The organism is Sphingobium sp. YBL2 (genome assembly GCF_000943805.1).
GTDB classification, from domain to species: Bacteria; Pseudomonadota; Alphaproteobacteria; order Sphingomonadales; family Sphingomonadaceae; genus Sphingobium; species Sphingobium fuliginis.
On the sequence record NZ_CP010954.1, the window covers coordinates 2,245,861 to 2,264,398 of the forward strand.

General features: G+C 67.5%; 19 protein-coding genes. 11 read left to right on the forward strand and 8 right to left on the reverse strand.

The window, feature by feature from the left end; genetic code table 11:
• Window positions 1-77: 77 nt before the first annotated feature.
• Complete coding sequence (gene hisN, locus TZ53_RS10190) at window positions 78-863, reverse strand: histidinol-phosphatase (RefSeq protein ID WP_025548235.1); 786 nt, start codon at window positions 861-863, stop codon at window positions 78-80.
• A 127-nt stretch (window positions 864-990) separates the two neighbouring features.
• Between hisN and TZ53_RS10195 the strand changes: the two genes are divergently transcribed.
• A complete protein-coding gene (locus TZ53_RS10195; protein WP_044661183.1) occupies window positions 991-1,419 on the forward strand; it encodes a VOC family protein in 429 nt (142 codons plus the stop codon).
• 54 nt (window positions 1,420-1,473) lie between these two features.
• A complete protein-coding gene (locus TZ53_RS10200; protein WP_025548238.1) occupies window positions 1,474-1,710 on the forward strand; it encodes a hypothetical protein in 237 nt (78 codons plus the stop codon).
• Between the two features lie 94 nt (window positions 1,711-1,804).
• On the opposite strand, the gene TZ53_RS10205 is transcribed toward TZ53_RS10200, so the two are convergent.
• Complete coding sequence (locus tag TZ53_RS10205) at window positions 1,805-2,740, reverse strand: ribose-phosphate pyrophosphokinase (protein WP_044661184.1); 936 nt, start codon at window positions 2,738-2,740, stop codon at window positions 1,805-1,807.
• 131 nt (window positions 2,741-2,871) lie between these two features.
• Here TZ53_RS10205 and TZ53_RS10210 point away from each other — a divergent pair, with 131 nt between their 5' ends.
• Entirely contained in the window at window positions 2,872-4,533 is a 1,662-nt protein-coding gene (locus TZ53_RS10210; RefSeq protein ID WP_044661185.1) for an NAD+ synthase, read from the forward strand.
• A gap of 5 nt (window positions 4,534-4,538) precedes the next feature.
• Entirely contained in the window at window positions 4,539-5,867 is a 1,329-nt protein-coding gene (gltX, locus tag TZ53_RS10215; protein WP_044661186.1) for a glutamate--tRNA ligase, read from the forward strand.
• 159 nt (window positions 5,868-6,026) lie between these two features.
• Here gltX and TZ53_RS10220 read toward each other — a convergent pair whose 3' ends face one another.
• The 4 genes from TZ53_RS10220 to hemC all read right to left on the reverse strand — a co-directional run bounded on the left by TZ53_RS10220 (window position 6,027) and on the right by hemC (window position 9,397).
• On the reverse strand, window positions 6,027-6,776 hold the full coding sequence (locus TZ53_RS10220; RefSeq protein ID WP_044661187.1) for an esterase/lipase family protein: 750 nt from the start codon (window positions 6,774-6,776) through the stop codon (window positions 6,027-6,029).
• 122 nt (window positions 6,777-6,898) lie between these two features.
• Window positions 6,899-7,783 carry a hypothetical protein gene (locus TZ53_RS10225; protein WP_044661188.1) on the reverse strand — a complete coding sequence of 295 codons (885 nt, stop codon included), beginning with the start codon at window positions 7,781-7,783 and terminating at the stop codon, window positions 6,899-6,901.
• A 10-nt stretch (window positions 7,784-7,793) separates the two neighbouring features.
• Window positions 7,794-8,462, reverse strand: coding sequence for a uroporphyrinogen-III synthase (locus tag TZ53_RS10230; protein ID WP_044661189.1), 669 nt, complete (start codon window positions 8,460-8,462; stop codon window positions 7,794-7,796).
• Entirely contained in the window at window positions 8,459-9,397 is a 939-nt protein-coding gene (gene hemC, locus TZ53_RS10235) for a hydroxymethylbilane synthase (RefSeq protein WP_044661190.1), read from the reverse strand. The genes TZ53_RS10230 and hemC overlap by 4 nt, the downstream gene beginning before the upstream one ends.
• 45 nt (window positions 9,398-9,442) lie before the next feature.
• Between hemC and tsaD the strand changes: the two genes are divergently transcribed.
• From tsaD to TZ53_RS10250, 3 genes are all read left to right on the forward strand, one after another.
• Complete coding sequence (gene tsaD / locus TZ53_RS10240; protein ID WP_044662974.1) at window positions 9,443-10,477, forward strand: tRNA (adenosine(37)-N6)-threonylcarbamoyltransferase complex transferase subunit TsaD; 1,035 nt, start codon at window positions 9,443-9,445, stop codon at window positions 10,475-10,477.
• Entirely contained in the window at window positions 10,474-11,460 is a 987-nt protein-coding gene (locus TZ53_RS10245) for an NAD(P)H-dependent glycerol-3-phosphate dehydrogenase (RefSeq protein WP_044661191.1), read from the forward strand. Before tsaD ends, TZ53_RS10245 begins: the two co-directional genes overlap by 4 nt.
• A gap of 63 nt (window positions 11,461-11,523) precedes the next feature.
• Complete coding sequence (locus TZ53_RS10250) at window positions 11,524-13,044, forward strand: lipopolysaccharide biosynthesis protein (protein ID WP_371873103.1); 1,521 nt, start codon at window positions 11,524-11,526, stop codon at window positions 13,042-13,044.
• A gap of 39 nt (window positions 13,045-13,083) precedes the next feature.
• On the opposite strand, the gene TZ53_RS10255 is transcribed toward TZ53_RS10250, so the two are convergent.
• Window positions 13,084-14,085 carry an adenosine kinase gene (locus TZ53_RS10255; RefSeq protein ID WP_044661192.1) on the reverse strand — a complete coding sequence of 334 codons (1,002 nt, stop codon included), beginning with the start codon at window positions 14,083-14,085 and terminating at the stop codon, window positions 13,084-13,086.
• 110 nt (window positions 14,086-14,195) lie between these two features.
• Between TZ53_RS10255 and TZ53_RS10260 the strand changes: the two genes are divergently transcribed.
• Together TZ53_RS10260 and TZ53_RS10265 are read left to right on the forward strand one after the other, a co-directional pair.
• Window positions 14,196-14,876: an EI24 domain-containing protein gene (locus TZ53_RS10260; protein ID WP_044661193.1), complete on the forward strand. Its 681-nt coding sequence runs from the start codon at window positions 14,196-14,198 to the stop codon at window positions 14,874-14,876.
• The gene (locus tag TZ53_RS10265; RefSeq protein ID WP_025548253.1) at window positions 14,873-15,247 is read left to right on the forward strand and encodes a hypothetical protein; all 375 of its coding nucleotides are present in this window, start codon (window positions 14,873-14,875) and stop codon (window positions 15,245-15,247) included. The genes TZ53_RS10260 and TZ53_RS10265 overlap by 4 nt, the downstream gene beginning before the upstream one ends.
• Window positions 15,248-15,320: 73 nt before the next feature.
• Here TZ53_RS10265 and queG read toward each other — a convergent pair whose 3' ends face one another.
• Complete coding sequence (gene queG, locus TZ53_RS10270) at window positions 15,321-16,343, reverse strand: tRNA epoxyqueuosine(34) reductase QueG (RefSeq protein WP_083198962.1); 1,023 nt, start codon at window positions 16,341-16,343, stop codon at window positions 15,321-15,323.
• Between the two features lie 43 nt (window positions 16,344-16,386).
• On the opposite strand from queG, the gene TZ53_RS10275 reads away from it, so the two are divergent.
• Window positions 16,387-17,343: an ABC transporter ATP-binding protein gene (locus tag TZ53_RS10275; protein ID WP_044661195.1), complete on the forward strand. Its 957-nt coding sequence runs from the start codon at window positions 16,387-16,389 to the stop codon at window positions 17,341-17,343.
• Window positions 17,340-18,530: an ABC transporter permease gene (locus TZ53_RS10280; protein ID WP_044661196.1), complete on the forward strand. Its 1,191-nt coding sequence runs from the start codon at window positions 17,340-17,342 to the stop codon at window positions 18,528-18,530. Before TZ53_RS10275 ends, TZ53_RS10280 begins: the two co-directional genes overlap by 4 nt.
• The last annotated feature ends 8 nt before the right edge of the window (window positions 18,531-18,538 follow it).

Consider the following 18,538-nt stretch of genomic DNA (forward strand, 5'->3'; position numbering starts at 1 on the left):
CGACAGGCTCATTTCCCAGCTAACAGATCGCCGTCCGAGCTGGACGAGTGATACACCCTCCTGAAATAATTAGCGCCCTAATGACCCTCATGCCCCTCGGCCAACGCCTCCAGCACGTCATCCAGCCGCGCGGCGTCGCCCAGCGCTATCACCTGACCGTCGCTGTCATGCGTGAGCGGCTCGCCGGTCCAGTCGCACATCCGCCCGCCCGCGCCCTCCACCACCGGCACCAGCGCCGCCAGATCGTGCAGCTTGAGACCCGCCTCGACCACGATGTCGACATGACCCGACGCGACCAGCCCATAATTATAGCAGTCCCCGCCCCAGACCGTGTCGCGGCACTGCCCCGCAAGGCGTGAGAAATGCTCGCCGCTGCAGCCCGGAAAAAGCTGCGGCGCGGTGGATGCCAGGATCGCCTCGTCCAGGGCGCGGCAGGCGCGGGTGGTCACCGGCTTGCCGTTGAAGGTCGTCGGCTGCCCCATCATTCCCGCCCAGCGTTCCTCCGCAATGGGCTGGTCGATGATCCCGACGGTCGGCCAACCCGCCTGGGTCAGCGCGATCAGCGTGCCGAAGATCGGCCGCCCGGCGATGAAGCTGCGCGTACCGTCGATGGGATCGAGGATCCATACCCGTTCCGCATCCTCGCGGCTCGCGCCATATTCCTCCCCGATGATGCCGTCCTGCGGCCGTTCCTTCTCCAGGATCGCGCGGATCGCTGCTTCCGCGGCCCTGTCCGCCTCCGTCACGGGGGACTTGTCGGATTTGAATTCCATGTCGTAGCGCGCGCGGAAAAAGGGGCGGATCGCCGCGCGGGCGGCGTCGGCAAGGCGGTTGGCAAGGGCCAGATCGTCGCGGGTCGTCATGCCATGGGCCTAGAGCATTTTCCCGCCCGGCGGAACGGTCGACCGCCGGGAAAATGCAAAGGGCTGTCGCGACGGGCGGAGTTAAAGGATAGGCTGGGTCTCTCCGATTCCCTGAAGGAGGGATGTGATGCCCGGTTCTCCCGTCATCCCCGGCCTGCGCTATGCCGATGCGCCCGCCGCCATCCGGTTTCTCTGCCGGGCTTTTGGTTTCGAAGTGCAGGCCAGCTACGAAGATGCGGACGACCCGCACATCGTCCATCATGCCCAGCTGGTGCTGGGGGAGGGCATGGTCATGCTGGGCAGCGTCCGCGACGGAGCGATGGAATCGCTCTATAGCTGGAGCACGCCCAGGGAACTGGGCGGCGTCACCACCTGCATCTATGTGGTCGTGCCCGACGCCGACGCCCACTGCCTTCACGCACGGAATGAAGGCGCGGTGGTGGTCAGCGAGCCGCACGACAATGACGGCTATCCCGGTCGCGGCTATGAAGCGCTCGATCCGGAAGGCAATGTCTGGAGCTTCGGCACTTACGACCCCTGGGCGCATTCCGCCTAAACTTCCGCCGGTTCGCGCCGTCCTATCCTTCGACATGTCTCGAAGGAGTTGCTGGTGGCGCTGGTCGGCTGGATTGTAAGTTTCATGGCCCTGTTCGGAGGGCTGGCGCTGTGGCAGGATCTCCCGGCCGACGGTTCGCCCGCATTGGCGAACATCCTGTTCATGCTGGCCCTGCTGACCTGCCCCTGGTTGTGGCGCGACAAGCCGCTCGGCATTTCACTCAGCCAGCGCATCTTCCTGGCGATGGCGCTGGTTTGCAGCCTGCCGCTGCTGTTGTTTCCGCGCAACTGAGCAAAGTCGCGCCGCGCGACTTTGCCGAACGGACATGAAAAAGGCCGCCGATGGGACCATCGGCAGCCTTTTTTTCGACTTCCTCGCGGCGATCTCAGTCGAACAGGCTGGAAACGGAGCTTTCGTCCGCGATGCGCTTGATCGCCTCGCCCAACAGGGGAGCGATCGGCAGATGGCGGATGCTCTTCGCGCCGCAGACCGCATCCGTACCCTGGATCGAGTCGGTGATGACCAGTTCCTTGAGTTCCGACGCCTCGACCCGCGCCACCGCGCCGCCCGACAGCACGCCATGGCTGACATAGGCGGCCACCTCTTCAGCCCCCGCCACCTTGAGCGCGGCTGCGGCGTTGCAGAGCGTGCCCGCCGAATCGACGATGTCGTCGATCAGCACGCAGAAGCGACCCTTCACGTCGCCGATGATGTTCATGACCTCCGATTCGCCCGCGCGCTCACGCCGCTTGTCGACGATGGCGAGGGGGGCGTTGTCCAGCCGCTTGGCAAGGGCGCGGGCGCGCACCACGCCGCCCACGTCCGGCGACACGACCATCAGGTTGCGGTCGCCGAAGCGCGCCTGGATGTCGGCCGACATGACCGGCGCGCCGAACAGATTGTCGGTCGGAATGTCGAAGAAGCCCTGGATCTGCCCGGCGTGCAGGTCCACCGACAGCACGCGGTTGGCGCCTGCGGTGGTGATGAGATTGGCGACCAGCTTGGCCGAGATCGGCGTGCGGGGGCCGGGCTTCCGATCCTGCCGGGCATAGCCGAAATAGGGGACCACCGCCGTGATTCGCTTGGCCGACGCGCGCTTCAGCGCGTCGATCATGATCAGCAGCTCCATCAGATTGTCGTTCGTCGGATAGCTGGTCGACTGGATCACGAACACGTCCTCGCCGCGGACATTCTCGTGAATTTCCACGAAAACCTCTTCGTCGGCGAAGCGGCGGACGCTCGCGTCGGTCAGGGGAATCTCGATATAGTCGGCGATGGCGGCCGCGAGCGGCTTGTTGGAATTGCCGGTCATGAGCTTCATGGCCAAACCCCTAGAACTAAATGGCGTGACAAATTGGTGACGCTGTCGGAACGCGGCCCCTTTAGCGGCGGAGGCCCCTCCTGAAAAGGCGCTTTTGCGCGCTGCTGCAAAATGCTCTAGGGGCGCGGACCATGACCGACAAACTCGTGATAGCCCTGGCCCAGATGACGCAGTCGGTGGGCGACTTGTCCGCCAATGCCGACGCGATGCTGGAATGGCGTGCGCGGGCGATGGAAGCGGACCTCATCGTCTATCCCGAACTGCAACTGATCGGCTATCCGCCCGAGGATCTGGTGTTGAAGCCCGCGCTGGTGGACCGGGCCAATCATGAGCTGGACCGGCTGGCGCAGGCGACCGCCGACGGCGGCCCCGCCATGCTGGTGGGCACGGTCGTGGCGTCGCAAGGCGTCCTGTTCAACGTCGTCGCCCTGCTGGAGAATGGCGCGGTCACCGCCATCCGGCAGAAGCGGGAACTGCCCAATTACGGCACCTTCGACGAAAAGCGCCTGTTCGCCCCCGGTCCGCTGCCCGCGCCCATCGAGTTCCGGGGCGTTCGCATCGGCGTCCCGATCTGCGAGGACATCTGGTTTCCCTTCGTCACCGCCCATTTGCGGGCGGAAGGCGCGGAAATCCTGATCAGCCCCAACGGCTCCCCGTTCGAGGTCGACAAGGACGACCGCCGCATCAACGCCGTCGCCGGGACCCGGGTTCGTGAAACCGGCCTGCCGCTCGTCTATCTGAACCGCGTTGGCGGGCAGGACGAGCTGGTGTTCGACGGCGCCTCCTTCGTCATGAACGGCGACCTCAGCCTGGCGCACCAGCTTCCCGACTGGGAAGAGGCGCTGGTCCTGACGCACTGGGAAAAATGGGAAGGCCAGTGGGTCTGCCTTCCCGGCGAGCGCCACGCGCTCGATGATCGCCCCGCCGACATCTACAACGCCATGGTCCTGGGCCTGCGCGACTATGTGAATGGGAACCGCTTTCCCGGAGTCGTGCTTGGCCTGTCGGGCGGCATCGACTCGGCCCTTTCCGCTGCCGTCGCGGTGGACGCGCTGGGCGCCGACCGGGTGTGGTGCGTGATGATGCCATCGCGCTTCACCAGCCGGGAAAGCCTGGACGATGCCATCGAATGCGCCCGCCTGCTGGGCGTCCGCTACGACAGCATCCCCATCGAACCCGCGGTGGAGGCTTTCGATGCGATGCTGGCCGACGTCTTCGCCGGCCGCCAGCGCGACCTGACGGAGGAGAATATCCAGTCCCGCATCCGGGGCGTGACGCTGATGGGCCTGTCCAACAAATTCGGTCATATGCTGCTCACCACCGGCAACAAGAGCGAGATGTCGGTCGGCTATGCCACCATCTATGGCGACATGGCGGGCGGCTATTCGGTGCTGAAGGACGCCTATAAGACGACGGTGTTCGACCTTTGCCGCTGGCGCAACGAGAATGTCCCGTCGCTGGGCGAGGGGTTCGGCCCCCATGGCCCCGTCATGCCCGAGCGCGTCATCACCAAGCCGCCCAGCGCCGAATTGCGCGACAACCAGAAGGACGAGGACAGCCTGCCCCCCTATGAGGTGCTGGACCCCATCCTCTACGGTTTGGTGGAGGAGGAACTGTCGGTCGAGCAACTGGTCGCCCGCGGATTCGAACGCGACACGGTCGCCCGTATCGAACGGCTGCTCTATGTCGCGGAATATAAGCGCCGGCAGTCGCCCCCGGGCGTGAAGCTTGGCATCCGCAATTTCGGCCGCGACCGCCGCTACCCGATAACCAACGCCTTCCGCACGCTGTAAACCGCATGACAGTCATCACCCGCTTCGCTCCGTCGCCCACCGGCAACCTCCATGTCGGCAATATCCGCGCCGCGCTGCACAACTGGCTGTTCGCGCGCAAATATGGCGGCCAGTTCCTGCTGCGCCTCGACGACACCGATCTCGAACGCTCGCGCCCCGAATATGTCGACGGCATTAAGGCGGACCTGAACTGGCTCGGCCTGCATTGGGACGGGGAGGAGAAGCAGTCCGACCGCTTCGCCCTCTATGAGGAAAAGTTCGAAGCGCTCAAGGCGTCGGGTCATGTCTATCCGGCCTATGAAACCGCGCAGGAACTGGACCTGCGCCGCAAGGTGCTGCTGGGTCGTGGCCTGCCGCCGGTCTATGACCGGGCGGTGCTGGCCCTGAGCGCGGACCAGATTGCGGCCTATGAAGCCGAAGGGCGTCGGCCGCACTGGCGCTTCAGACTGGATCATGACCTGCCCATCGGCTGGACCGACCTGATCCGCGGCGACCAGCGCTTCGACCCGAAACTATTGTCCGATCCGGTGATCCGCCGCGCTGATGGAAGCTGGCTCTATATGCTGCCGTCGGTGATCGACGACATCGCCATGGGCGTCACCCATGTTCTGCGCGGGGAAGACCATGTGTCCAACACCGCGACGCAGATCCAGATGTTCGCGGCGCTGGGCGCGACACTGCCCGCCTTTGCCCATGAAGCGCTGCTGACCGGGAGCGAGGGCAAGCTTTCCAAGCGGCTGGGGTCGCTTGGCGTCGCGCATTTTCGCGAGAGCGGTCTTGAACCGATGGCCATCGCCTCCCTGCTGGCGCGGCTGGGCAGTTCCATGCCAGTGGAACCCTTTACGGACCTGCAACCGCTGATCGACAGCTTCGACTTCGCCCATTTCGGCCGTGCGCCAGCACGCTTCGATGAAGGGGAACTGGCGAGCCTCAACCAGAAGATCGTCCACCTGCTGCCCTATGCGGCTGTTGTGGATCATTTGCCCCAGGGCATGGACGAAGCGGCCTGGGACGCCATCCGCCCCAATCTGGAAACCGTGGCGGGGGCGGCTGACTGGTGGCGGATCGTCACCGGCCCGATCGACGCGCCATTCCCGGTGGACGAAGATCGCGACTTCCTCGCCCTGGCGCATGCCCGGCTGGCGGAGGCGAGCTTCGATGCCGCCATCTGGCGAACCCTGACCGAAGCGCTGAAGACGGAAACCGGCCGCAAGGGCAAGGCGCTGTTCCTGCCGCTACGCCGGGCACTGACCGGACTGGACCATGGACCGGACATGGGCCAGCTCCTGCCACTGATCGGGCGGGAAGAAGCCTTGGCGCGTCTGTCGGTCTGATCGGGAGATTTGGCGAGGAGCGGACCAGAAGACCGTTCGGGCCGAGCTTGTCGAAGCCCTTTATGCCTGTTTTTGCGCCACAGTCCCAAGCAAGACCGGTGGGAGAAAGCAGGCCTGTCCGCTCTCCACCCGGGCCACTATCCCGGCGCTCCGAAAGCCCTACCGCTGCATAAGCTCCAGCGCCCGGCCCACGGCCAAAATCCCTTCCGGCGCGGCTGCGAAGCCCATATGGGTGCAGTCGACCTCGATTGCCCGATCCCGTTCGCCGACGCGCCCCTTGGCGCATTGGGGCAATATCACGCCATCCCGACGCGACCAGAGCGCCACGGTCGGCACCGGCGGTTTTTCCTCGCGCCGGCAGGTGAAGGGCGGCCGGTCGACTGGAAATCCGGAAACGAGCTGATAGAGCCGCCACGCATGATTGGCGCGGGGATCGCCGGAAAAGGGCGTACCCATCGTCACGACGCCGCCGACCTTATGCATGGCGAACTTGGCATATTCCCGCGCAAACAGCCCGCCCAGGCTCCAGCCCACCAGAGTGACGGGCGCTCCGGTCTCACGCCTTATGGCATCCACCCGGCGGTCGATCTGTTCCAGACTGTCCGGCTTGGGTCCGAAATTGCGGCCCATGCCCCAGCCATGCGCCTCATAGCCCGCCGCGTTCAGCACGGCGCGTAAAGGCTCCATCCGCTGCTCGCTTGCGAGCAGGCCCGGGATCAGCAGGATCTGCCGTCCGTCGCCATGGATGGCCCGCGCCAGTTGGGCGGCCTGCGCCCGTGTCCGCGCCAGATCGAAAGGCACCGATGCATTGCCCAACAGATGCTGGAGCGACGGCCGCTCGGCCGCGCGAGGTCCGCTGGCCAGGCGGCTCTTCCAGAAACTGGCAATGGCGTCGGCATAGGGCGGCACGAAAATGTCTTCCTTCTTCCAACAGGAAAAATGACATTCTCATGACACAGGCTCCCGAGTCCATGGAGATTTATCCACGGGCATGAACGGTTCGCCGTTTGTGACAGCGGCTTATGGAAGGATCAGGGCGCCAATGGAGAGGTCTGCGCCACCGGCGCGCCGTCGGCCGCCCGCAACTGGCGCGGCTCCAATATCGCGGCCGTTTCGATCAGGTCCAGCGCCCGCCGCGCTTCCATATAGCGCCGCGCATATTGCATCCATCGGTCGGCCGCCGCGCGCCCCGGCATCTGCTCCACCTCGGCCAGAGCCGCGCCGACCTGCGATCCGTCCAGATAGCGCAGCGCCCGGTCCAGCGCTGCCTGCGGCCGGGGGGAGGGGGTGGACGCCCGGTGAATGGTGATGATCTCCCGCGCCTCATGTTCCAGCGCTTCCCACCAGCTCGCGTCGGCGGGCGGGACGGTGACCCGGTTGGCCAGGGCCGTCAGCCCGGCGCGCAGGTCGGCCAGCGTCACCGGTTCCCGCGCGGCGTTGATGATGGTCGCCACCGCGCGCGGCTGCGCCTGTCCGAAACGAAGGCGCAACTGGCCTTCGATATAGCCGAGCGGCGTCCCGCTATCGAGCGCCCGCCGCGCCGCGAAGGCGACCAGCAGGCCCTCCGCGCGCGCCGCATTGCCCGACGCCGCCTGCGCCTCCACCGTGATGCGGTTGAGCCGTTCCTCCAGCTGCACGACGCGCGCGTCCAGCATCTGCCCGGCATCGGCGGACAGCGGCCGCATCGGCACGCCCGGCGCGGCGGCATTCAGCAACGGATCGCTCAGCACCGACGGCCGTTGCGGTGCATTCCACCGCTGGATGCGCGGCAGGGCGAGGACGGTCAGCACGACCCCGACCGCAAAGGCGAGCAAGACCAGCAGCACCAGCAGCCAGGATCCGCGTCGCGCCGGGGGCGGCGGCGCAACGCCGCCGGACGGGCCATCCGTGTCGCTCATCAAGGGCTTTTCTTCCATATGAGGCGAATCATTCGCATAATCGGACGGCAAGGGCCAGCATCCTCTCATCATCGGGCTTATCGGGCGCCTGAGCGCTGGCCCATCCGGTGCCGCAGGCGACCAGCGCCGCAGGGCTGATGGCGATCAGGTGGAGTGATCTGCGCAGCCCCGGACCCACATGGCGCGCCAGCAATTCGCCGGCACGCGGGGAATGGACCAGAAGGACGCTGCCGGCCTCCAGCCGCTCCACCCATCCCTCATCGCCGGTCCGCAGCATTTCATAGACGACGACCCGCTCGATCCGCAGCGCGCCCGCGTCGATCGGCGCCACCGTCCGCCCCGCCAGATGCAGCACATCGCCATGCCCGTCCGCCGCGATCCGCCGCGCAATGGCGGTGCCGTCGCCATCTCCGGCGACGACATCTGCGAATCCGGCTTCCTCCAGCGCCTTCGCCGTCGCCTGTCCGACCGCATAGACGGGCAACTTCCGATAGCGGGCCAGCCCTTCCCCTGCCAGTCGGGCCGCATTGGCACTGGTCAGCAACAGGGCATCGAATCTTTCCGGGGCAGGGGCCTCCCATTGCAGCGCCCGGGGCGCGAACAGCGGAAAGACCCGCGTTTTCAGCCCTAGTTCCGCCGCCCGCGCCGCGGTCTTGCCCGCCCCCGGTTCAGGCCGCAGGATGACGAGAGGCCTCACGCCTCGAACAAAGCCCGCAGCGTCGGACTGGCCCTGTCCAGCAAAGCGCGTCCCATCCTTTCCGCGGCGGCGGCATCGCCCCGCCCGATCCGCAGCGCATCGCTGACCGTCTCCTGCCCGTCGGGGCTGATGATCTCGGCCCGCAGATGGACCCGCCCATCCTCCAGCCGGGCCAGCGCCGCAATGGGCGAATGGCAGGTGCCGCCGAGCCCGGCCAGCACCGCGCGCTCCGCCATCACGCAATCGAAGGTGTCGGCGTCGCTGATCGACGCCAGCAGATCGAGCACCGCTTCATTGTCGCTCAGCGTCTCGATGCCCACGGCGCCCTGGGACGGCGCGGGCAGCATGACCTCGACTGGGATGGTGACGCCTACATCGCCCTGGCCCAGCCGGTCGAGCCCGGCCGCCGCCAGCAGGGTCGCATGCGCCTCCCCCCTTTCCAGCTTGGCGAGCCGCGTCGCGACATTGCCGCGGAACAGGATGACCTCCGCGTCGGGCCGAAGCCGCCTGACCTGCGCCGCCCGGCGCGGCGAGCTGGTGCCCACCAGCGGCCTTTCGGGGAGCGCCGCGAAACTGTCCGCACCCACAAGGCGGTCACGCACATCGGCGCGGGGCAGCATGGCGGCGATGCGGATTTCGGCGGGCCGGATCGTCTCCACATCCTTCATCGAGTGCACGGCGAAATCGATCTCGCCACTGGCCAGCGCGCGGTCCAGCTCCTTGGTCCAAAGCGCCTTGCCGCCGATTTCCGCGAGCGCCCGGTCCTGAATGCGGTCGCCGCTGGTCTGCACCACGACGATCTCGACCGCGCCCTCGTCCCAGCCGTGGCGCGCCCGCAGCGCCGCCACCGTCATATGGGCCTGCGCCAGCGCGAGCGGGGAGCCACGCGTGCCAAGGCGAAGGGGCGTGTGGGGCGGACGGGAAGGCTTTTGCATGATCCCGCTTGCTCTAATGATCGCGGGCATTAGATGGAAGCGGCAATGACGATCATCCTCGGCCTGGAATCAAGCTGCGACGAAACCGCGGCGGCGCTGGTGACGGCGGAGGGCAGGATCCTGGCCCACCGCCTCGCCACGCAGGAGGAGGCGCATCGCCCCTATGGCGGCGTCGTCCCGGAAATCGCTGCCCGCGCCCATGTCGAGGCGCTTTCGCCCTTGATAGAGGCGGCGCTGAAGGACGCCGACCTCACGCTTGCCGATGTGGACGTGATCGCCGCCACCGCCGGCCCCGGCCTGATCGGCGGCGTGATGGTCGGCCTCGTCACCGGCAAGGCGCTCGCCCATGCCGCGAACAAGCCCCTGATCGCGGTCAACCACCTGGAAGGCCATGCCCTTTCGCCGCGCCTGGCCGATCCGACGCTGCAATTCCCCTATCTGCTGCTGCTGGTGTCGGGCGGCCATTGCCAGTTGCTGCATGTGCGGGGGCCGGGCGACTATGCCCGCCTGGCCACCACCATCGATGACGCCAGCGGCGAGGCCTTCGACAAGACCGCCAAGCTGCTCGGACTGGGCTATCCCGGTGGACCGGCGGTGGAGAAGGCCGCCGCCGATGGCAATTCGAGGGCCGTTCCCCTGCCACGCCCGCTGGTCGGCACCGCCGAGCCGCATTTCTCCTTCGCCGGCCTCAAGAGCGCGGTCATGCGCGCGGCCCAGTCCGGCCGATATTCGACCGAGGACATCGCCGCCAGCTTCCAGCAGGCCGTCATCGACTGCCTGATCGACCGCACCGAGCGGCAGTTGGCGGGCCTTCAGGACATCACCGCCCTCGTCGTCGCGGGGGGCGTCGCCGCCAACCAGTCGATCCGCGCCGCGTTGGAAGCGCTCGCCGCAAAGCATGATCTGCCCTTTGTCGCGCCGCCGCTCTGGCTCTGCACGGACAATGCGGCGATGATCGCGTGGGCCGGGGCGGAACGCTATGCGGCGGGCCTTATCGACGACCTCACGGTCCCGGCGCGCCCGCGCTGGCCGCTGGACCCCGGCGCGGAAAAGGCGCGCGGCGCAGGAGTGAAAGCATGAAGGCTCCCTCCCTGAAGGCAGGCGTCATCGGAGCAGGCGCCTGGGGCACCGCGCTGGCCCAGACGCTGGCGGCGGACGGCCGGCATGTCCGCCTCTGGGCGCTGGAACCCGAAGTCGTGGCGGCGGTCAACGGCGACCGCCAGAACCCGCTCTACCTGCCCCATATCCCGCTCAGCGCCTCGATCGAGGCGACCGGCGACATGGCCGCCATGGCCGACCGCGATCTGCTGCTGATCGTCAGCCCTGCCCAGCATCTGCGCACCGTCGTGGCGCAGGCGCCGGCGGGCACGCCGCTCGTCCTCTGTTCCAAGGGGATCGAGGCGGGCACCAGCCTGCTGATGTCCGAGGTGGCGATGGAAGCGCAGCCGACCTCGCCCATCGCCGTCCTTTCGGGGCCGACCTTCGCGCATGAGGTCGCCAGGGGCCTGCCCACCGCGATCACCCTCGCCTGCGCCGACGCCGCTCTTGCCGCGAAGATTGCGGGCCGCATTGCGCGGCCTGCCTTCCGCCCCTATCTGTCCGACGATGTCGTCGGCGCGGAGATTGGCGGGGCGGTGAAGAACGTCCTCGCGATCGCCTGCGGCGTCGCGGAGGGCGCGGGCCTGGGCCTCAATGCCCGCGCCTCGCTGATCAGCCGGGGCTTTGCCGAAATGACCCGCTTCGGTCTGGCCAGGGGCGCCCGCGCCGAAACGCTGGCTGGCCTTTCCGGACTGGGCGATCTCGTCCTTACCTGTTCCTCGACCAACAGCCGCAACTTCTCGCTCGGCAAGGGGCTGGGGGAGGGGCGGGCTGCCAGCGATCTGCTGGCCAACCGCCGGACCGTCGCGGAAGGGGCCTTTACCGCGCCCGTGCTGCGGGAAGCCGCCCGCGCCGCCCATGTCGAAATGCCCGTGGTCGAGGCGGTCTGCGCCCTGCTGGAAGATGCCGCGCCGCTCGCCCAGGTGATGGATGCGCTGCTCGCCCGTCCGCTGCGCGCCGAATAAATTCATCGCCCTATCATCATTTGTTGCTACAGTCCGGCTCCACAAAATGACGCGACAGCATTGATGTCACAGGGGGATCATAATTCTTTGGCGGCTGAAGGGGCCTCTCCCGCGCAGCAGGACGATATTGCGGCGCTCGCCAAGGGTGGACGGACCAATGTGTTCGGTTTCCTGCTCCGCCTCGCGGCGCGCCTGCCGTTCCTGTTCATCGCCGGCCGCTGGTATGGCGCCGACGCGCTGGGCCGCTTCGCCTATGCGGTGCTGGTGGTGGAGTTCGTCGCCCAGCTCGCGACGCTCGGCCTGAAACGCGGCCTTGCGGGCGCGCTCGCCCAGACCGAGCGGCCGCACAGCCATGTCGTGACCGACGCCATGGTGGTGACGCTGATCGCCTCCCTGATCGGCAGCGCGCTCCTGGTCGCCTTCCCCCAGGCCATGTTCCCGAACAGCGGCATCAACGGCCTCGACCGCCTGCTCGCCCTGATCGTGATCGCGGTCGCCGGGTCCGACGTGGCGCTGGCCGCCTGCGCCTATCGCTTCGACATCGGCGCCACGGTGCGGGCCCGGTCCATCATCGAACCCTGGGCGATCAGCATCGGCGCCTTCGGCTTCGCTTATTATTCGACCCGCGACGGCCTGATCCTCTCCTATGTGGTCTCGATGATCGCCGCGCTGGTCGCCTCGATCATTCCGATGACCCGCCATTACGGCATTCCCTATGGCTGGCGCCCGGATTTCGGACGGCTGTGGCGGCTGGCGCGCCGCAATCTGCCGCTGGCGGCGGCGGACGGCGTGGAATGGGGGTCGCGCCGGCTGGACATGGCGATCCTCGGCCTGTTCGTCAGCCCGGCCGTCGTCGGCATCTATTATGTGGCGCAACAGGTCGCCTCCCTGCCCCAGAAACTGAAGACCAGCTTCGACCCGATCCTGGGCCCGGTCATCACCCGCAATCTTTCGGAGGGCAATCTCACCGCCATAGCGCGGCAGGTGAGCCAGGTCGGCTTCTGGATCATCGCGGCGCAGGCGGGCATCGCGCTTGCGCTCGGCATTCCGGGCGAAGCGGTGATGGGGCTGGTCGGTCCGCATTTCGTCGGCGGAACGGGCGCGCTCGCCTTCCTGCTGCTGGCCGAAGTCGTGGCGGCGACCGCCGTGGTCAGCGAATCGGCGCTGGTCTATATCGCGCGGCACCGCAATCTGATGATCTCGCTGCTGATGATCGGGCTTCAAGCGGCGCTCAGCTTCGCTCTGATCTTCGTGGCGCGGCGCCTGGGCCTGCACGACATGGCCATCGCCGCCGCGCCTGCGCTGGCGCTCAGCATAGCGCTGGGCGTCAGTGCGCTGGTCAAGGCGCGCCTGCTGTCGAACCTGCTGGGCGCCAGGGTCAACGCCTGGCGCTGGCCGTTGCTCAGCGCTTCCGGCGTCGCCTGCATCGTTGGCGCGGCTTTCGTCGCATTGCCACCTCATTTCGAGTGGGTGGAGCTTGTCTTCGGCGTCTTCACCATCCTCGGCGTCTACGGCTTCGTCATCTGGCGCTGGGGGTTCGGCCCCGACGACCGCGCGCTGTTCCGAAAGCAGAAGCCGGCCTGACGCAAAGGAAAAGGCCGGACTTTCGCCCGGCCTCCCATCTTACCCCAGCGTCTTCGCCCGGATCGCCTTCAGGTCGTCCTCCGGCCGCGCGCCCCAGTGGGAGATTACTTCGGCCGCCGCCGCCGCCCCCAGCTTCAGGCACTTCTCGACCTCCAGCCCTTCCAGATGGCCCGCCAGGAAACCCGCCGCGAACAGGTCGCCCGCACCGGTCGTGTCGATCACTTCGGCCACCGGCGCCGCATGCGCTTCGTACCGCACGCCGTCGACCATGGCGATCGCGCCCTTTTCGCTGCGGGTCGAGACCAGCACCGGCACTTTCGCGGCGATGGCGGCCACGGCGGCGTCGAAATCATGCACCCCGGCCAGCGACTGGATTTCGCCTTCATTGGAGAAGAGGATGTCGATCAGCCCTTGGTCGATCAGGTCGATGAAGTCGGCGCGATGGCGGTCGATCACGAAATTGTCCGACAGGGTGAAGGCGACCTTCCGCCCCGCGCCCCGCGCCGCGTCGATGGCGGCGCGCATCGCCGCGCGCGGCTGCTCCGGATCCCAGAGATAGCCTTCGAGATAGAGGATAGACGCGGAACGGATAAGGTCCAGGTCCAGCGCCGTCTCGGGCAGGAACTGCGACGCCCCCAGGAAGGTGTTCATCGTCCGCTGCGCATCGGGCGTCACCAGGATCAGGCAGCGGGCCGTCGGAACGTCGCCCTGCATCGCCGGCGTATCGTAGCGTATGCCGAGCGCGCGCACGTCATGGGCGAAGACGGCGCCCAACTGGTCGTCATTGACCTGCCCGATGAAGCCGCATTTCTTGCCCAGCGCGGCCAGCCCCGCCAGCGTGTTCGCCGCCGATCCGCCGCTGATCTCCTTGCCCGCGCCCATGTCGGCATAAAGGCTTTCCGCCGTTTCCGCGTCGATCAGCTGCATGCCGCCCTTGGTCAGCGCATGTTCGGCCAGGAAAGCGTCGTCGCTCCGGGCGAGCACGTCGACAATGGCATTGCCGATGGCGACAACATCAAGCGTGGGGGCAGCAGCGGTCACGCAAAATCCTTCGTGAATAAGGGGAAAAATCCCGCCGTCTCTACCGATCCGGGGCGCGCTGCGCAACGGCGCTGATTGACGCTGCGCGCCAGGGCGGGAATAGCGGTGTCATGGTCCTTGCCGCCGTCCTTCGCGCATTCCCTTCCATCTTCCACGGTGCCGCCCTCCGGCTGCTGTTCAGGACGCTGCTCCTGACCCTGCTCGCCTTCGCGGTCCTCGCCGCCGCCTTGTGGACCGGCATCCACGCCGCCCGCCTGCATTATGGCTGGATGCCGGGCGCGGGCTGGGGCGGGGTGGCGGAGGCGACCGCGACCGCCATCGGCGTGATCGCCGCCGGCTGGCTGCTGTTCCGCGCCACCGCCATGGCGATCATGAGCCTCTTTGCCGACGACATCGTCATTGCCGTAGAACGGGACAGCTACCCCGCGGCGGCCGCCCGCGCCCGGCCGGTCGGCTGGGGCCGCAGCCTTCGTTTCGCGCTGCGCTCCATCCTGCGGACCGTCGGCTGGAACCTGCTTGCCCTGACGGCCTATCTGCTGCTGCTGGCGACCGGCATCGGCACGCTGGGCCTGTTCCTGATCCTGAACGCCGCCCTGCTTGGCCGGGACATGGCCGACATGGTCGAGCCCCGCCATCCCGACCTGCCGCCGATCCCGCGCGGCAGCCGGTGGCTCATGGGCCTCGCTTCGGCGCTGATCTTCCTCGTGCCGCTGCTCAACCTGCTTGCACCGATCTGGAGCGCGGCTATGGCGGTCCACATGCTGCACGGTGCCCGAAGGAACATGCCATGACCCGTCCTCATCCGGCGCTCGTCCTGGCTTCGCTCTTGACCCTCGCGGCTTGCGGAGGTGTCGTGCCGCCGCCCGCGACCCAGATCGCCCGTCCGCCCGCCGGTCCCCCGGCCAGCGCCTTCACCCGCCCCGGTCCGCTGATCGGATCGGACGCGAAGCAGCTCATGCACCTGTTCGGCCAACCCCGGCTCGACATTCGCGAAAGCACCATGCGCAAGCTGCAATTCGCCAATGGCCGCTGCGTGCTGGACGCCTATCTCTACCTGCCGCCGCAGGGGAAGGAGCCGCTCGTCACCCATGTCGATGCGCGTACGCCCACGGGCACGGACGTCGACCCCGCAAGTTGTTCTGCCGCCTTGCAGGCGAAATGATCTTTTCGATGGGAGAGGGAGGCGCTCCCGCGGAAGGCGGGAGCCCCGTTCATGCGCTTGAACAGGACAAGCGCTAGGCCAGCCGTTCCAGCGCCCAGCGAGCCGCCTCCGCCACCACCGGATCGTCGTCCGCCACCAGCGCCCGCAACCGGCCCGCCAACCGCCTGTCGCCACTGTTCCCCGCCGCGATGGCGGCATTGCGCACCATCCGGTTCCGTCCGATCCGCTTGATGGGGGAGCCTGAGAAAATCTCGCGAAAGCCCGCATCGTCCAGCGCCAGCAGGTCGCCCAGTTCCGGGGCCGCCAGCTCCGCCCGCCCGATAAAGGCGCGGTTCGCCGCCGCCGCGTCCGCGAACTTGTTCCACGGACAGACGGCCAGACAATCGTCGCAGCCATAGATGCGATTGCCGATCCCGGCTCGAAACTCCTCCGGTATCGGCCCTTTATGCTCGATGGTCAGGTAGGAAATGCACCGGCGCGCGTCGACCATATAGGGCGCGGGAAAGGCGTCGGTGGGGCAGGCCGCCTGACAGGCGGTGCAACTGCCGCAATGGTCCTTCTCCGGCGCATCGGGCGCCAGCGCGATCTCGCTGTAGATCGCCCCCAGGAACAGCCAGCTTCCATGCGCAAGGCTGACGAGATTGCTGTGCTTCCCCTGCCAGCCCAGACCCGCAGCCTCCGCCAGCGGCTTTTCCATCACCGGGGCGGTATCGACAAAGACCTTGAGCGCGCCGGGATGCTGCTCAACCAGCCAGCGGGCGAGGGCCTTCAACCCCTTCTTGACCACGTCATGATAGTCGCGTCCCTGCGCATAGACCGAAATCCGCCCCCGGTCCGGCACATCCGCCAGCGCCAGCGGATCGCGCCCCGGCGCATAGCTCATCCCCAGCATGACGACGCTGCGCACGTCCGGCCAGAGCCCTTGCGGCGATCCGCGCTGCCCGGCGCGCTCCTCCATCCACAGCATCTCGCCATGATGGCCGGCGTCCAGCCATTGTCGCAGCCTTTCGGCCGAACGCGGCGCCGCATTGGCGGGCGCTATGGCGCAGGCGGCGAAGCCCAGCCGCAACGCTTCGGCCTTAAGCCGCTGTTCCAAGGTTTCGTTTTGCGTTGGCATGCGATGCGACTATCAGAGGCCGATGATCGGGGCTCCTCAACCGACCTATGCCGTCGAAGGGCGTGGTCTTGTCAAGACATTCGGTGATTTCCGGGCGGTGGACGGCATCGACATCGCGGTGCCCGCCGGGTCGATCTACGGCATTCTGGGCCCCAATGGCGCGGGCAAGACGACGATGCTGCGCACGCTGCTCGGCATCATCGATCCCGATGAGGGGCATCGCAGCCTGCTGGGCGATCCCGCGCCGCTGCGCCAGGCGCGCAATGTCGGCTATCTGCCGGAGGAACGCGGCCTCTATCCTTCGATGAAGGCGTTCGAAGCCATCGCCTTCATGGGCGCGCTGCGTGGCCTGCCGCTCAGGATCGGGCGGGAACGCGCCCGCGCCATGCTGGCGGACTATGGCATGGGCGCCTCCGCCGAAAAGCCGATCCGCCAATTGTCGAAGGGCATGGCCCAGACCGTGCAGCTTTTCGGCACCATCGTTCACGAACCGCGCCTGATCGTGCTGGACGAACCCTTTTCCGGCCTCGACGCCTTCAACCAGGGCAAGCTGGAGGCGCTGATCCGGGATCAGGCCCGGCGCGGCGTCACGGTGCTGTTCTCCACCCATGTCATCGCCCATGCCGAACGGCTGTGCGAGCGGGTCGCCATCGTCGCGGGCGGCCGCGTCCGCTTCGAGGGCACGGTGGACGACGCCCGCAACCGGCTGCGCCCGCAGGTGCGCCTGCGCACCCGCGCCAGCGATGGCGGCTGGCGCCGCGCCCTGCCCGCCGAAACCATGGCGCAGGATGGAACCTGGCATTTCGCCCTGCCGCAGGAGGGCATAGAACCGCTGCTGCGCGCCCTGCTCGACGGCAACGCCGGGATAGAAAGCCTGTCGATCGAACGCCCCGGCCTGCACGACGCCTTCGTCGCCATTGCGGGCGAGGCGGCCGCCCGGCAGATGGAGGACGACCAGCAGAGGGAGGAAGCGGCATGACCGAATTGATGCGCGCCGCCTTCGTCATCGCCCGGCGGGATTTCACCGCCGTGGTGCTGTCGCGCACCTTCATCTTCTTCCTGCTGGGCCCGCTGTTCCCGATCGTCATCGGCATGGCGTTCGGCGGGCTGGGCGACAAGATTTCGACGACCGACCTGCGCCCGGTCGTCGGCGTCGCCATGTCCCCCGCCGATGCGGCGCGGATGGAGCGCGCCCATGCCCGGCTGGCGGAGCGCATGGGGCCGCAGGCGCTGCCGGCGCTGCGCCGCGTGCCGCTGTCTCCCGCGCCCCGCGTTCAGTTGGCCGGGGCGAATGCGGACGTCATGGTGATCGTGTCGGGATCGCCCGCCCGGCCGGTGATGACCGGCCAGCCGCAGGACATCCGGCGGCTGGAAGGGGACATCAGCCTGCTCGCCAGCGCCGCCGTGGCCGAAAAGTCGCTGCACATGGTCCAGGTGGAGGCGCAACAGGTCGCCACCAGCGTCGGCGCGCAGACCCAGGGCAGGCTGGTGATCGGCCGGATCGCGCAGATCGTCGTCTTCTTCCTCACCATCCTGCTCGCGGGCATGATCCTGTCCAATCTGGTCGAGGAAAAGACCAACAAGATCATAGAGATCCTCGCCGCCGCCGTGCCGGTCGATGCGATCTTCCTGGGCAAGCTGATGGCGATGCTGGCGATGAGCTTCGTCGGCATCCTCTTCTGGGGCGGGACCGCCTTCTGCGTGTTCCTGGCGCTGAAGACCCCTGGCGTCAGCCTGCCGGAGCCCGCCATCGGCTGGCCCCTCTTCCTGATGCTGGCCGTCATCTATTTCGCCATGGCCTATACGCTGCTCGGTTCCCTCTTCCTGGGCATCGGCGCGCAGGCGGCGACCGTGCGGGAGGTGCAGACGCTCAACATGCCCGTGACCATGGGGCAGATGCTGATCTTCTTCTTCGCCACCTATGCCGTCGACAAGATGGGATCGCCGCCGGAGGTCGCGGCGGTGATCCTGCCCTTCTCCTCCCCCTTCGCCATGATCGCCCGCGCGGCGCAGGTGGACACGCTCTGGCCCCATCTCCTGGCCATAGCCTGGCAGATGCTCTGGGTCGGCCTCATCATCCGCATCGGCGTGCTGCTGTTCCGCCGCCATGTGCTGAAATCGGGCGGCGGCTGGTGGAAGCAGCTGTTCAGAAGCGCGACAGGCTGACCCTGCTA